We start from the raw sequence: 13,202 nt of genomic DNA on the forward strand, positions 1-13,202 counted from the left end.
AGGGTTTGCTGATAATTTGTTGATTTCCTTAGATTTTACAGACTTAGTGCTAATATTCGGACTTATGGCGATCGCCATTGGTCTATCAGTATCTGGGGGATTAGGCTTAGAATTCAAGCTAATCACTTCCGCCGGGCGCGCCTGAGCGCCAATTAGTCGTCTTGGGTTACGTCCTGGCTATTGTCTTTGACCCCACCACGACAGGCCAACCTCTCCTAGTCAGAGCCCTAATTCTGGCAATGATTACCCTAGTTGCCATTGTCTCCCGTAACCGCATCAGTCGCCAACTTCCACAACTTTTACTCTGGGTTTGGGTTTCCCTATTTATTAGCACTGCGGCGATCGATTGGGGGTCGAGAGAGATATTGCTACCTCCCCCTCCCCTTCAAAACCGTACGTGAGAGTTTCCCTTCATACGGCTCTAGTGGTGCTTCCACATCCCGATAATTGGCATAGACACGAAAAACTTCATGATGTGACGCACGCGCAGATTGCTCCATTGTTAAGGATACAGCTTTAGCGTTATCAAGCGCCGTTTTAGAGCACTAGTCAATACGGTTAGGACGCAGCCTTGAGAACAGAATCCATGGCATCATCGAGAGAATCAAACTGCTCACGTGCAATGGCGAATGCGGGCTTTCAACCACGACCAATATTTCTCTATCTTGTTGAGGTCTGGCGAATAAGGCCGAAGATAGAGTAAACGGCATTGAGCTGCCTCCACCAGTTCAGCCTGCCGCCCCCCTTTATGAAACGTTGCATTGTCCAGTACTAGAGTTTGACCTGGCTTCAATGTTGGAATTAAGATGAACTCCAACCACAACTCAAACACTGTCCGATTACAACAACCCTCAAAGCGATCGGGGGCTAAGAGTTGTTGATAACACCATGCGGCCATATAGCTCACCCTGCCCTGCCTCTTCCCGGATTTGAGGACATCGAAGCGTTGTCCTTGCTCACAGTAACCATAAGGATAATCCGAGTCTTGACTATTCATGCCAGCTTCATCGAGGTAAACCAACCCTTCCGGCTCCATATGTTGAATCTGAGCAATAAACGCCTCTCGCTGTTGCTCATCACCTTCTTGGTAGCCGTAAGTTTTTTTTCTGGTGAAGCCAATTTTCTTCAAGGCTCTGGATATGGTGCGAGGAGAGATGTCGTCATCCCAAAGTTGAGCCATTTGAGCGGAGGTTTTGTCGCCATGCTCTTGGGCAAAAGCCTTGAATTTATGCCAGTCGGTAATTTGGTGGTTATTGCCAGGTCGGTGATTAGGTTTAGGGAGGAAGTCTCCGGTCTGTGCTTTTCTTGGCAGCCAGAGATTAATGGTGTTCCGGCTGACATGGAAAACTTGACTGGCTTCTGTTTTGGGCATACCGTCTAGTTCAATTGCATTAATAACTTTTTGTCTAAGGTCGTAACTGTAGGGGGCTAGCCTTTTGGGTCTTATGTAGATATCCTTGCCATTATACGTCCTAACTATTCTGTCTTGCGCTATAAGTATTCCTTATATTCTACCAAGGGGTATAAATCCCACTGGGAGGTTATTTCGGGCATTGCAGCCTTATTTGGTCTCCCAAACGTTTCGCACGGTGATGATACTTTGTACGGTGGTGCGGGTAATGACACTATTTTCGGTGGTGATGGTGATGATGTGTTGTTTGGAGATGAGGGTAATGATTCTCTGATTGGTGGCCCAGGACGCGATCGCTTTGTGATTTTTGCTAATGACGCCACGGATACTATTGCTGATTTTGTCTCTGGGGAAGACCTGATTGTTCTCGGTGGTGGTTTGCGCTTTGAGCAATTGAGTATTACTCAAAATGTCTCGTCGGCGGTGATTACCCTAGATACGGAAGAGTTGGTGATTTGGGAAGGGGTACAAGCGGCAGCTTTAACTGAGGATGATTTCATCACTTTCGCGATCTAAGATTAGGTGAGAGTACTCCTCACGGTTTGTGCTGTGGGGAGATGGGTTCCTGGTTAAAGTTGAATGGAGGGGTGTTTGTGGCTCCATATCAAAGAATCGAGCAGCGTTTCTTTTCTGTGTTATTTGGGATCTTGATTGGGTTAACTTTGCTGGTTTGGGTTCTTAGGGGGTTAGGGGTTCTGGGGTTTATCCCTGGATTGATAATCTGGGTGTTGTTGCTGTCAACCATCGCTATGGGGGTTCTGTCTAGAGTGGCTCGATAGCTCGGTTTGGTAATTATTCGGTCACTGGGATAGACGAATTGGGTTGAGTTGGGCTATAATGGCGAATGGCCTAAAACAAGGCGCTTCCTTAAATCTAGGTTGTGTGCGACGGGTTCACTTATTCCGAATAGCACCAATCGGATTTTTCAGAGGACAGTGTTGTTTATTGAGCTTCAGCCTACAGCCAGAAATGGCCTGGGCAACTGCTAAGGTGAAACTTCCTGGCAGTTGGCGAGAACGCCGCTTTCCAGTCTGGTAGCAGGATTGGGAAACTACGGTTCTATTGCGTAGCAATCGCTCGTGGTCGCGTTCATGTCTTCTCAAGTATCTTTCATATAGGAGGAGACGGGAAGACCTCAAGTAAAGTTATTATTTTTTAGAGAGGTGAAGGATAAAACATGACCCAAGTTATTCTGGGTGAAAACGAACAATTAGAATCCGCACTGCGTAGATTTAAGCGAGAAGTGTCTAAAGCTGGCATCCTGGCTGATGTTCGCAAAAAACGTCACTTTGAAACCCCTCCAGAAAAACGCAAGCGCAAGGCGATCGCTAATCAGCGTCAGAGACGAGCTTTCCGTAAAAAGCGGATGTTCTAAAGCGCTTCATAACCCGATATAACCGCGAACAAAACTCCTATTCTAGTTCTATTGGACTAGAGTGGGGGTGGCTGCGGTTTTTTGGTTATTAGATAATTTGGGAACTGGGTATTGGTAAGGAAAATGTGAAGGTGCTACCTTTGCCTAACTGACTACTAACGAAAATTTCGCCGCCTTGAAGTTCCACCAAACGCCGGGTAATAGCTAAACCAATTCCGGTACCTCCATAATTGCGCGATCGCGATCTATCAGCACGCCAAAATCTTTCAAAAACATGGGGTAAATCTGCCTCAGAAATACCAATTCCGGTATCGCTGACATCCACAAACAAGTAACCACCATGAGTATAAACTTCTATTTTAATTAGACCATGTTTGGTGTATCTGATGGCATTTCCTAATAAATTAACTAAAATTTGTTCAGTGCGATCGACATCAGCTAAAGCCAGGGGTAATTCTTCAGAAAAATCTAATTCTAACATCGGTCCTTCTTCCAGAAGTTGATCAGAAAAACGCTGCACTAAAGACTCTAATAAAGGCCGTAATGCTAAAGGTTGGGGGTTAATGGGTAAATATCCAGATTCAACCTTAGAGAGTTCTTGTAAGTTATTTATCAGCCTTTCCAGGCGTTTAGTTTCCTTGGTTAACTGCTGATAAATATCTGGTGATGGCGAAATTCTGCCTTCGGCCATTTCTTCTAAGTATCCGCGAACTACAGTGATCGGAGTTCGCAATTCATGGGTCAAGTCACTAATTAATTCCCGCCGTTTTTGTTCAACATCTTGAAGACTACTAGCCATCTGATTAAAACTCATCGCCAGTTGATTTAATTCATGAATTTCACTAGATGACATCCTTTCTGAGAGATTACCCTTGGCAAATTTATGGGTAATTTCTTCCATCTCGGTGAGAGGCTGAGTAATGCGTTTAGTCACCCAATAACTTAAACAGACAGCAGCAGTTGTTCCGGCTAAAACAGACCAAAAAGTGCTACGATTCCAAGCAATTTCAAAGCCTTCTACTAGGCGAGTTCTTACATATTGTAAGCGAAAGCCAGGACCTTCTAGTTGTTCCAAACTACGGACAAAGAACCGAGGAGAGGAAATTTTGCCGATGATCACCAGGGATGTGACCCCAATCAGCATAACCAGGAGGTGGGATAAAAATAGGCGCGATCGCAAATCTACCTTTGCCATTAGTTCTGGGTATGTATGATCTGATAATTTCTATCCTACACTCAAACTTTCAACAGTAAAAAGCCCCGCTTGACCAACAAATCAGCGGGGCCTTTATAAGGAAACCTTTAAAGTAGGATTATCGCATATCCCAGAGAGCCTTAAACAAAGTCTCAGGCAGCTTTCTGGAGGTGGCATTCCTGGCAGCCTTGAGCGCGGCCACGGAAACTGTGTTCCCTTTGTGGTATGCTCTGGTAATCCGTGCGAGACGTTCAGGCATGAAATAGGGTTGAGACACCCGAAATAACCGCCTGGTGGGGACTTCACCCCCTTGGTTGAATATAAGGAACGCACTCCTGAACATCCCCATAACTGTTTATATGTCCCGAATATTTGTATCACACGATACCAAATCAAGGCAGGGACTCCAAGGTCAACATACTTTGTAACAAAACGTAACAATTCTTAACATAACGGAAAAGTTACGACAAAAGGTGAGGATAACGGCGATAGCCACCCCCAGTTTTAGGACTCACAACCCGTCAGATTGAAGCGGGGAACGGAAGGCTCCAAGGTGTAACCCAACACCAGAACCGAGACCACTGCCAACCATCCATGATTAGGGAAACCGAATGTCTGGCTTGAACCGCCGTAAAGAGTAAGTAGCGAAATAGGTTGATACGCTGCGATCAAAAAGAGCAAGGGGAAAAGTAGGGTTTTGAGATGAACACCCACACAGACCTTGAAAAGTACCCCGGTGGATAGGACAAATCTAAAGATGGAATGCCCGTATAAACGGAACGTTTTAAGTCATCCTGGACTCTGATTATCTGGTCGAGATATCAGTAGGGATAAGTGTAACCGCAAGTCCTAGAGGATGTGAGATGTGGCCAGAAGCCAACGCCCGACTGTAATGGTAGGGATACGCTGACAGGTTACGGTTTGATTGTATGAATAAATAGAGTCTAGTAGGAGTCAAAATGACGAAATCGAGAGACGGTAAAGGATTCGGAAAACGAGAACTTACCAAGACGTGCGTTTGTATGGAGAAGTATCAACTGGGCTAAGGTTCAGCGGTACGTCTTTAAGCTCCAAAAGAGGATATTTCAAGCAGCTAAATCGGGACAGGACGCAAAGGTAAGAAGGTGGCAACGTCTATTGGTGAAATCATACTATGCCCGGCTCTTAGCAGTGCGGTTGTAGGGGCGGGTTCCACAGTCAGCCATGCTTCCCAACAGTCAGCTTAATAAACCCGCCCCCCAAGATAATCAAGGTAAAAGTGCGAGACGTTCAGGCATGAAATAGGGTTGCAATACCCGAAATAACTGCCTGATGGGTATTTCAACCCCTTGGTTGAATATAAGGAGCGCACTCCTGACCATCCCCATAACTGTTTATATGTCCCAACATTTGTATAGAAATATACAAATAAGGCAGGGAACCCAAGGTCAACACACTCCGTAATAATTATTTACATTTCTTAATAATTGAAGGGACGGAAAACCGAACCGGAAAGAAATCGGGAAACCGAACAGGAATAAATGGAATGGAGATGAGGGTAATGGCGATAGCCACCCCCAGTTTTGGGAATCATAACCCCAGGATTGAAGCGGGGAACGGAAGGCGTGAAGTAGAACCTACTACCAGACGCGACCACTGCCAACCATCCATGATTAGGGAAACCAAATGTCCGGATTGAACCATCGTAAGGATTAAGTAGCGAAATAGGTTGATACGCTGCATTCAAAAGAGTAAGGGGAAAAGTAGGGGTCTTTTTTTACTACCTACACAGACCTTTAAAGTACCCCGGTGGATAGGACAAATCTCAAGATGGAATGCCCATATAAATGGAACGTTTTAACCCCTTTTAGGCTCTGACAATCTGGTCGAGAAAGTCAGTAGTGAAAGTGTAAGCGCAAGCCTATTAGGGGGTGAGATGTGACCAAAAGCCAACGCCCTGTTGTAATGGCAGGGATATGCTAACAGGTCACGGTTTGATTGTAAAGAAATAGAGCCTAGTAGGTGTACAAATGGCGATAGCGAGTTTAAAGAAAGGATTTGGGAAACCAAAACCAATCAAGACTACGAACAACGCATGGAAGGCAATCCCATGGACTAAGGTTCAACGGAGAGTTTTCAAGCTCCAAAAGAGTATATTTCAAGCAGCTAAATCGGGACAAGACGCAAAGGCACGAAGGTGGCAACGTCTATTGGTGAAGTCATATTATGCCCGGCTCCTAGCAGTGCGGCTGTAGGGGCGGGTTCCACGGTCAGCCATGCTTCCCAACAGTCAGCTTAATAAACCCGCCCCCCAAGCGGGTCAAGGCAAGAAGACAGCCGGTGTTGATGGAGTAAGAGTAATCTCTCCAAGACAAAGGTTTGAACTGGTCAAGAACATTAAGGGAAACCTCAAAGCAAAACCACTGCGACGGGTTTGGATTCCAAAACCTGGTAGGGATGAAAAAAGCTGGAATAGGAATACCCACAATCCAAGATAGAGCAAGGCAAGCCTTGGTTAAGTCGGCTCTCGAACCTGAATGGGAATCGAGATTTGAAGGCACAAGCTACGGGTTCCATCCTGGACGGTCTGCCCATGACGCAATCAGCAGAATTTATATTGCCATAAATAAGGGACAATACTATGTCCTTGATGCTGATATAGCAAAATGCTCTTACCGTGAACCATGATTACCTATTGTCCAAAATTCATTGTCCAAGCCGCCTAAAAAGAGACCTGAAACAATGGCTCAAAGCAGGTGTGCTAGATAACGGTGTACTTGAGGATACAGAAACAGGGACACCTCAAGGAGGGGTAATAAGTCCACTTCTTGCCAACATCGCACTGTTGGGAATGGAAAGATTAATCAAAAACCTGTATCCAAATAAAGGAACAGCCATACAAGCCAACCTAATACGATATGCCGATGATTTCGTTGTTATTTCAAAAGACTTAGAAATCATTGAACAGTGCAAAACTGCTATAACCGAATGGTTAAAACCTGTAGGATTAGAGATTAAACCCGAAAAGACTCGAATCTGCCACACACTCAAAACCATTGAGTATAATGGCAAAATAGAAAAACCGGGGTTTGATTTTCTCGGATTCAATATCAGGCAATACCCAGTAGGAAAATACAAGTCTGGAAAAACCGGGAGTCTCATGAGCCGACCAATCGGACATAAGACCCACATAAAACCCAGCCAAAAAGCAGTTAAAGCCCACACAGAAGTGATAAAAGGTGTAATTAAACGAAATAAAACCACACCTCAATCAGCCCTGATTAAACAGCTAAACCCGATGATTCGGGGATGGTCAAACTATTATTCAGCGGTAGTCTCGACAGAGACCTTCACTAAGCTAGACTTCATAATCTGGTTAATGTTAAGGGCATCGACAAATTCAAGATGCGGAGAGGCGAATTACAAAAAGCTAGAAAACTATTTCAGACATGGAACGGTTAAACTTAGCAATGGGAAAGAAAGGCATGAATCTTGGTTATTCCAGACCAATGATGGACACCAATTATGGAAACATAACTGGACTCCGATTGTCAGACACACCTTAATTCGCCCAGACGCAACGCCATACGACGGAAATTGGACTTACTGGGCAACCAGGAAAGGACAAGCAATCGATACGCCAAATAGGGTAGCAAAACTACTCAAAAAACAAAAAGGCAAGTGCACCTGGTGTGGGCAATTCTTTACCCCATCAGATTTAATTGAAGTAGACCACATTGTACCTAGAAGCCATGGCGGAAAGGATGAATACAAAAATCTTCAATTATTACACCGCCACACCCGCGATGATAAAACAGCTCTTGATGAAGAGATGATGCTGTACTCTTAACAAGGAGACGGTCAAATTAGGAGCCGTATGAGGTGAAAGTCTCATGTACGGTTCTGCTGCTGAATGGGAGGGGTAGACCGTGAGGTCTATCTCGACCCCTATTAGACGGCTGGAGTAGATGGAGAGATAGCGTGGGAGACGTTTAGGAGTGAAATAGGGCTGCAATGCCTGAAATAACCTCCTAGTGGGACTTCCACTCCTTGGTGGAATATAAGGGATTCGCACCCCTGACCATCCCATAACTATCTATGTGTCTCAACATCTGGCTTCGACAACCAGATAAGGCAGAGAGACTCAAGGTCAAGACTGAGCGAAAAAAAGAGGGGAGTTGTGTTATGGTCGAAAGAGAAGTCACCTTCCCCAACTCCAATTCCAAACCGTGCTTGCGAGTTTCCCAGCACACGGCTCCTGATGTAGATACCCTATTGTCAGTAGGAACAGGGCTACAACCCCCCGCTTTGTAACCTCAACTTTGGGAGCTAAATACAACACGTAGTCTTTAAACTCGCTTTCGTCATCAAACTCTTACTTGTCGCGGTCTCTATATCCACACCGTGACTAGTGGGCATATCCTAACCATTACAGTTAGGCATTGGCTTTCAGTCACATCCTTTCCCCTTAAAGGTATACGCTTACACTTTTCACTACTGTGCAGGTACATCCTGCCACTTGAGAGCCTAAAAGGGGTTTAAACGTTCCGTTTATACGGGCATTCCATCTTTAGACTTGTCCTATCCACCGGGGTACACTTTAAAGGTCTGTGTAGGTAGTGAGTTGAGACTCCTACTTTTCCCCTTACTCTTTTGAGCGCAGCGTGTCAACCTATTTCGCTACTTACTCATTACGGTGGTTCAAGTCGGAACATTCAGATTTCCTTAGTCATGGATGGTTGGCAGTGGTCGCATATGGTAGTAGGTTCTACTTCACGCCTTCCGTTCCCCGCTTCAATCTGACGGGTTATGATTCCTCAAACTGGGGGTGGCTACCGCCGTTACTCTCAACTTCGCGCTATAATAGGAGGCTCACAACTTCCTCTGTTCTAACGTTCTGTCTTGACCCTGAGTTCCCTGCCTTGCTTAGATTTCTCCAAGCGTCGGGACATATAAACAGTTATGGGATGGTCTAGGGATAAGAATGAGAGTGCGTCTCCCTATATTTCACCAAGGGGTGAAAGTCCCACTAAGAGGTTATTTCGGGCATTGCAGCCCTATTTCACTCCTAAACGTTTCGCACAAACCCCTTGAGTATAACGTAAGGTTGAGAGTAACGGCGGTAGCCACCCCCAATTTGAGGATTCACACTCAACGGGTTGAAGCGGGGAACGGAAGGCATAATAGAGGAACCTACCTCTCACTCGAGCACTGCCAACCATCCATGATTAGGGAAACCGAATGTCCGGCTTGAACCATATGTAATGCGTCAGTAGCGAAATAGGTTGATACGCTGCGCTCAAAAGGGCGAGGGAAAAAAAGTAGGAGGCTGCTATAACTACCTACACAGACCTTTAAAAGTACCCCGGTGGATAGGACAAATCTAAAGATGGAATGCCCGCATAGATGGAACGTTTAAACCCCTCATTGGCTCTCAAGTGGCGGGATGTACCCGTGGAGTAGTGAAAAGTGTAAGCGTATGCCTTTAAGGGGAAAGGATGTGATTGAAAGCTAATGCCTAACTGTAATGGTTAGGATATGCCCACTAATCACGGTGTGGATATAGAGACCGCGATAAGTAAGAGTTTAATGGCAGCGAGTTGAAAGACTAACGCAAGCATATAGCTTTGAAAGTTGAGGTCATAAAGCAGGGGGTTGTAACCCTGTTCCCAGTGACAAAAGGGGTATCTACATCAGGAGCCGTGTGCTGGGAAACTCGCGAGCACGGTTTGGAATGGGAGGGGTAGGCTGTGAAGTTTATCTCGACCCCTAACAAAATGCTCTTACCGTGAACCATGATTACCTACTGTCCAAAATTCATTGTCCAAGCAGCCTGAAAAGAGACCTAAAACAATGGTTAAAATCAGGTGTTTTGGACAACGGCGTGTTTGAGGATACAAAAGCAGGGACACCACAAGGAGGGGTAATAAGTCCACTACTAGCCAACATTGCACTGTTGGGAATGGTTGGATTAATAGAAACAGGGTATCCCAAGAAAAAAGGAAAGGTACAAGCCACCTTAATAAGATACGCCGATGATTTTGTAGTGATATCACCATCACTCGAAATTATTGAACAGTGCCAAACTGCTATCTCCGAATGGTTAAAACCTGTTGGACTAGAAATAAAACCTGAAAAGACTCGAATTTGCCACACGCTTAATCCTATTAAGTATGATGGCAAAACAGAGGAACCAGGGTTCGACTTCCTGGGATTCAATATCAGGCAATACCCGGCAGGAAAACATAAAACTGGGAAAAGTCCACATGGGAAACTATTAGGATTCAAAACCCACATTAAACCCAGCCGTAAAGCAGTTAAAGCCCATACAGAAGTGATTAAAGGTGTAATCAAACAACATAAAACAGCACCTCAGTCAGCCCGGATAAGTAAACTAAATCCGATTATTCGGGGATGGTCAAATTATTATTCAGGGGTCGTCTCATCAGAGACCTTCGACAAACTAGATAACACAATCTGGTTAATGTTACGGGCATGGACAGTATCAAGATGCGAAAAGGCAAGTTACGAAAAGCTAAGAAACTATTTCAGACATGGAACGGTTAAACTTAGTAATGGGAAAGAAAGGCATGAATCTTGGTTATTCCAAACCAAAGATGGATTCCAATTCTGGAAACATAATTGGACTCCGATTGTCAGACATACCCTAGTGCGCCCTGACGCAACACCATACGACGGAAATTGGACTTACTGGGCAATCAGGAAGGGACAAGCAATCGACACGCCAACAAGAGTAGCAAAACTACTTAAGAAACAGAAAGGCAGGTGCACCTGGTGTGGGCAATATTTCACCCCATCAGACCTAGCTGAAGTTGACCACATTATACCTCGAAGCCAAGGTGGAAAGGATGAATACAAGAACCTTCAGCTACTACATCGCCACACCCGCGATGATAAAACAGCTCTGGACAATGAGAGGTTGCTGTACTCTTAACAAGGAGGTGCGAAACGTTCAGGCACGCGCATAGGGTTGCAATACCCGAAATAACTGCCCGGTGGGACTTCCACCCCTTGGTGGAATATAGGGAGTCGCTTCCCTGACCATCCCATAACTGTTTATATCTCCCGACGCTTAGGTAACTAAGCAAGGCAGGGGACTCAAGGTCAAGACAGAACGCTTGAACGGTGGGAGTTGTGACCCACCTAGTATAGCATGAAGTTGAGAGTAACGGCGATAGCCACCCCCAGTTTTGGGAATCATAACCCCAGGATTGAAGCGGGGAACGGAAGGCCTGAAGTAGAACCTACTACCATATGCGACCACTGCCAACCATCCATGACTAAGGAAATCTGAATGTTCCGACTTGAACCACCGTCATAAGAAGGTAGCGAAACAGGTTGACACGCTGCGCTCAAAAGAGCAAGGGGAAAAGTAGGGGTTTCTCTTTACTACCTACACAGACCTTTAAAATTACCCCGGTGGACAGGACAAGTCTAAAGATGGAATGCCCGTATAAACGGAACGTTTAAACCCCTTTTAGGCTCTCGGCAGGATGTACCTGCACAGTAGTGAAAAGTGTAAGCGTATACCTTTAAGGGGAAAGGATGTGGCTGAAAGCTAATGCCTAACTGTAATGGTTAGGATATGCCCACTAGCCACGGTGTGGATATAGAGACCGCGACAATTAAGAGTTTTATGACGAGTGCGAGTTTAAAGACTACGAGGTTGTATATAGCTCCTAAAGTTGAGGTTACAAAGCGGGGGGTCGTAGCCCTGTTCCTACTGACAAATAGGGTATCTACATCAGGAGCCGTGTGCTGGGAAACTTGCAAGCACGGTTTGGAATTGGAGTTGGGGAAGGTGACTTCTCTTTCGACCATAACACAATCAGACTAGGAGCCGGATGAGGTGAAAGTCTCAAGTCCGGTTCTGAATGGGAGGGGTAGACCGTGAGGTCTATCTCGACCCCTAATCGATAATGTGACGCCAGTTGCTCCACTTGGGGAAACCCCAAGACATGGCTGCTCAAGACAAAAGTAAGGATTAATCAGCAAATGCACTACATTTTATTTAGTACCACTAAAAAAATTATCTAAACAAATTACCTCGCAGCCAAGTGCCAACAAATGTTCACATAAAAAAGAACCAATAAAACCCGCCCCACCTGTTCCCAAAACGCGCTTACGGCAAGACAAATTACTTTTCACAAGGTGACTATTCATCGTTATCTTTACTATCATCCAGTTTTATAAATATCTGTCTTACCCAAAACAGTTGGATATAAGGTAGCTAATTGCCTAATGCCAGCATGCTAAATACCCTACTTAAAAAAACAAAGCATCCACAGCCACTTTTGCAAATTTAGACTTGGGATGGTTAGCATAATTATTAGGCAAATGATGAATTAAACAGCGCGGATCAAGCTGATATTGCTGTTTTATAACCCCTACTAAATTACGGGAATAAAACCCTTTAGGCACTTCTAAATAAGTGATGCCCTGTGCAGCTTTTTCTCTGATACCCCAACGACCAAAATCGGGGCTAGACGATCCCCCAAAAAAATGTTTTTTCGCCAAAGCCCTATCTAATAAATACATCCCCTGATCAGGGGTTGGCAAATTAATAAACTGGTAGTTTTCGGCTACTTCAACACTAGGCGAAGCATTCAAATCTACTGGTGCTACAGTATCTGTTACAAATTTCTCAGCTTTACCTGTTTGGTACTCGTAGCGCACAAAAGAAGGGATAAAAGGCGTATTTTTCAGCTTTTCGCGACCATCTAGCCAATAAGCAAGGTTTTCGGGCGTAACTAGGATGTCATCTTCCAAATACCAAAAATGAGTTATATCTGGATATAACTTAAATTTTCTGCGAAACACCTCAAAATGACACCATGTAAGCAAATAAGGATGCCCCAACAAAAAAGGTACATAAATAGACACATTATTACCCAATCTAGCACATGCTTGTCTAATAGTATGATGATTATCTAAGTCGTTAGTAATGATCGATACATGAATATTGTCACTTAGTAAAGCTAAAGAGGTTGCTACCGTTTTTAGGTAACTTAACCGTGCTTCAACGTAAAAAAAAGTTATTGCAACTTCCAGCTTCATAACATTTCCATTTAAATATTAATGTTTGTTGGACCTTGGGTCTCCTTGCCTCATTCTGTATCAGAATGATACAAAAACTTAGGAACATATAAACAGTTATGAGGTCGGTCAGAGGCGAGCCTCTTATATTCAGCCGGGGGGGCTGAAGCCCTCACCAGGTAGTC

17 protein-coding genes and 1 pseudogene are annotated in these 13,202 nt (G+C 44.7%); 14 read left to right on the forward strand and 4 right to left on the reverse strand.

Features of this window, described 5'->3' with window-relative positions:
* Positions 1 to 16: 16 nt before the first annotated feature.
* Positions 17 to 145: an ABC transporter permease gene (locus tag N39L_RS23795; protein WP_148261875.1), complete on the forward strand. Its 129-nt coding sequence runs from the start codon at positions 17 to 19 to the stop codon at positions 143 to 145.
* A gap of 16 nt (positions 146 to 161) precedes the next feature.
* Positions 162 to 401: an ABC transporter permease gene (locus N39L_RS23800; RefSeq protein ID WP_006619180.1), complete on the forward strand. Its 240-nt coding sequence runs from the start codon at positions 162 to 164 to the stop codon at positions 399 to 401.
* A gap of 157 nt (positions 402 to 558) precedes the next feature.
* On the opposite strand, the gene N39L_RS23805 is transcribed toward N39L_RS23800, so the two are convergent.
* A protein-coding gene (locus N39L_RS23805; RefSeq protein WP_231852435.1) for an IS630 family transposase occupies positions 559 to 1,447 on the reverse strand; the annotation gives its coding sequence in 2 pieces (ribosomal slippage) (positions 559 to 621 and positions 623 to 1,447; 888 coding nt in all).
* Between the two features lie 153 nt (positions 1,448 to 1,600).
* Here N39L_RS23805 and N39L_RS23810 point away from each other — a divergent pair.
* The 3 genes from N39L_RS23810 to rpsU all read left to right on the forward strand — a co-directional run bounded on the left by N39L_RS23810 (position 1,601) and on the right by rpsU (position 2,786).
* Positions 1,601 to 1,927, forward strand: a complete 327-nt coding sequence (locus tag N39L_RS23810) for a calcium-binding protein (protein WP_014276579.1) — start codon at positions 1,601 to 1,603, stop codon at positions 1,925 to 1,927.
* Between the two features lie 321 nt (positions 1,928 to 2,248).
* The gene (locus N39L_RS23815) at positions 2,249 to 2,449 is read left to right on the forward strand and encodes a hypothetical protein (RefSeq protein WP_006669199.1); all 201 of its coding nucleotides are present in this window, start codon (positions 2,249 to 2,251) and stop codon (positions 2,447 to 2,449) included.
* 139 nt (positions 2,450 to 2,588) lie between these two features.
* On the forward strand, positions 2,589 to 2,786 hold the full coding sequence (rpsU, locus tag N39L_RS23820; RefSeq protein WP_006616180.1) for a 30S ribosomal protein S21: 198 nt from the start codon (positions 2,589 to 2,591) through the stop codon (positions 2,784 to 2,786).
* 88 nt (positions 2,787 to 2,874) lie between these two features.
* Here the strand turns inward: rpsU and N39L_RS23825 are convergent, their stop codons facing one another.
* Positions 2,875 to 3,981: a sensor histidine kinase gene (locus N39L_RS23825; RefSeq protein WP_006616179.1), complete on the reverse strand. Its 1,107-nt coding sequence runs from the start codon at positions 3,979 to 3,981 to the stop codon at positions 2,875 to 2,877.
* 1,080 nt (positions 3,982 to 5,061) lie between these two features.
* On the opposite strand from N39L_RS23825, the gene N39L_RS23830 reads away from it, so the two are divergent.
* The 9 genes and pseudogenes from N39L_RS23830 to N39L_RS23870 all read left to right on the forward strand — a co-directional run bounded on the left by N39L_RS23830 (position 5,062) and on the right by N39L_RS23870 (position 11,275).
* The gene (locus N39L_RS23830; protein ID WP_231852254.1) at positions 5,062 to 5,163 is read left to right on the forward strand and encodes a reverse transcriptase N-terminal domain-containing protein; all 102 of its coding nucleotides are present in this window, start codon (positions 5,062 to 5,064) and stop codon (positions 5,161 to 5,163) included.
* Positions 5,164 to 5,521: 358 nt separating this feature from the next.
* A complete protein-coding gene (locus N39L_RS23835) occupies positions 5,522 to 5,659 on the forward strand; it encodes a hypothetical protein (RefSeq protein ID WP_162097031.1) in 138 nt (45 codons plus the stop codon).
* 331 nt (positions 5,660 to 5,990) lie between these two features.
* Positions 5,991 to 6,215 (forward strand): reverse transcriptase N-terminal domain-containing protein, encoded by a 225-nt coding sequence (locus N39L_RS23840; RefSeq protein WP_014275545.1) that lies wholly within the window; start codon positions 5,991 to 5,993, stop codon positions 6,213 to 6,215.
* 21 nt (positions 6,216 to 6,236) lie between these two features.
* Entirely contained in the window at positions 6,237 to 6,458 is a 222-nt protein-coding gene (locus tag N39L_RS23845) for a hypothetical protein (RefSeq protein ID WP_014275546.1), read from the forward strand.
* Positions 6,418 to 6,648 carry a reverse transcriptase domain-containing protein gene (locus N39L_RS23850; RefSeq protein WP_014275547.1) on the forward strand — a complete coding sequence of 77 codons (231 nt, stop codon included), beginning with the start codon at positions 6,418 to 6,420 and terminating at the stop codon, positions 6,646 to 6,648. The genes N39L_RS23845 and N39L_RS23850 overlap by 41 nt, the downstream gene beginning before the upstream one ends.
* On the forward strand, positions 6,638 to 7,810 hold the full coding sequence (locus N39L_RS23855) for a group II intron reverse transcriptase (protein WP_014276583.1): 1,173 nt from the start codon (positions 6,638 to 6,640) through the stop codon (positions 7,808 to 7,810). The genes N39L_RS23850 and N39L_RS23855 overlap by 11 nt, the downstream gene beginning before the upstream one ends.
* A gap of 248 nt (positions 7,811 to 8,058) precedes the next feature.
* Entirely contained in the window at positions 8,059 to 8,274 is a 216-nt protein-coding gene (locus tag N39L_RS23860) for a hypothetical protein (RefSeq protein WP_008052220.1), read from the forward strand.
* 1,474 nt (positions 8,275 to 9,748) lie between these two features.
* Positions 9,749 to 10,915, forward strand: a pseudogene (locus N39L_RS23865) (group II intron reverse transcriptase); the annotation flags it as partial.
* A 219-nt stretch (positions 10,916 to 11,134) separates the two neighbouring features.
* The gene (locus tag N39L_RS23870) at positions 11,135 to 11,275 is read left to right on the forward strand and encodes a hypothetical protein (protein ID WP_202070201.1); all 141 of its coding nucleotides are present in this window, start codon (positions 11,135 to 11,137) and stop codon (positions 11,273 to 11,275) included.
* A gap of 713 nt (positions 11,276 to 11,988) precedes the next feature.
* Here the strand turns inward: N39L_RS23870 and N39L_RS23875 are convergent.
* Positions 11,989 to 12,162: an NAD-dependent epimerase/dehydratase family protein gene (locus N39L_RS23875; protein WP_014274445.1), complete on the reverse strand. Its 174-nt coding sequence runs from the start codon at positions 12,160 to 12,162 to the stop codon at positions 11,989 to 11,991.
* Between the two features lie 84 nt (positions 12,163 to 12,246).
* A complete protein-coding gene (locus tag N39L_RS23880; RefSeq protein ID WP_043468025.1) occupies positions 12,247 to 13,038 on the reverse strand; it encodes a hypothetical protein in 792 nt (263 codons plus the stop codon).
* Positions 13,039 to 13,202 lie beyond the last annotated feature (164 nt).

The sequence above is a fragment of the Limnospira platensis NIES-39 genome (assembly GCF_026000695.1).
Taxonomy (GTDB): Bacteria; Cyanobacteriota; Cyanobacteriia; order Cyanobacteriales; family Microcoleaceae; genus Limnospira; species Limnospira platensis.

What these genes read in the sequence shown, in the direction of transcription:
- N39L_RS23815 (WP_006669199.1), top strand. Translation starts at nt 2,249, where the DNA reads ATGGCGAATGGCCTAAAACAAGGCGCTTCCTTAAATCTAGGTTGTGTG.
- rpsU (WP_006616180.1), top strand. Translation starts at nt 2,589, where the DNA reads ATGACCCAAGTTATTCTGGGTGAAAACGAACAATTAGAATCCGCACTG.
- N39L_RS23825 (WP_006616179.1), bottom strand. Translation starts at nt 3,981, where the DNA reads ATGGCAAAGGTAGATTTGCGATCGCGCCTATTTTTATCCCACCTCCTG.
- N39L_RS23835 (WP_162097031.1), top strand. Translation starts at nt 5,522, where the DNA reads ATGGCGATAGCCACCCCCAGTTTTGGGAATCATAACCCCAGGATTGAA.
- N39L_RS23840 (WP_014275545.1), top strand. Translation starts at nt 5,991, where the DNA reads ATGGCGATAGCGAGTTTAAAGAAAGGATTTGGGAAACCAAAACCAATC.
- N39L_RS23845 (WP_014275546.1), top strand. Translation starts at nt 6,237, where the DNA reads ATGCTTCCCAACAGTCAGCTTAATAAACCCGCCCCCCAAGCGGGTCAA.
- N39L_RS23850 (WP_014275547.1), top strand. Translation starts at nt 6,418, where the DNA reads ATGAAAAAAGCTGGAATAGGAATACCCACAATCCAAGATAGAGCAAGG.
- N39L_RS23860 (WP_008052220.1), top strand. Translation starts at nt 8,059, where the DNA reads ATGTGTCTCAACATCTGGCTTCGACAACCAGATAAGGCAGAGAGACTC.
- N39L_RS23870 (WP_202070201.1), top strand. Translation starts at nt 11,135, where the DNA reads ATGAAGTTGAGAGTAACGGCGATAGCCACCCCCAGTTTTGGGAATCAT.
- N39L_RS23875 (WP_014274445.1), bottom strand. Translation starts at nt 12,162, where the DNA reads ATGATAGTAAAGATAACGATGAATAGTCACCTTGTGAAAAGTAATTTG.
- N39L_RS23880 (WP_043468025.1), bottom strand. Translation starts at nt 13,038, where the DNA reads ATGAAGCTGGAAGTTGCAATAACTTTTTTTTACGTTGAAGCACGGTTA.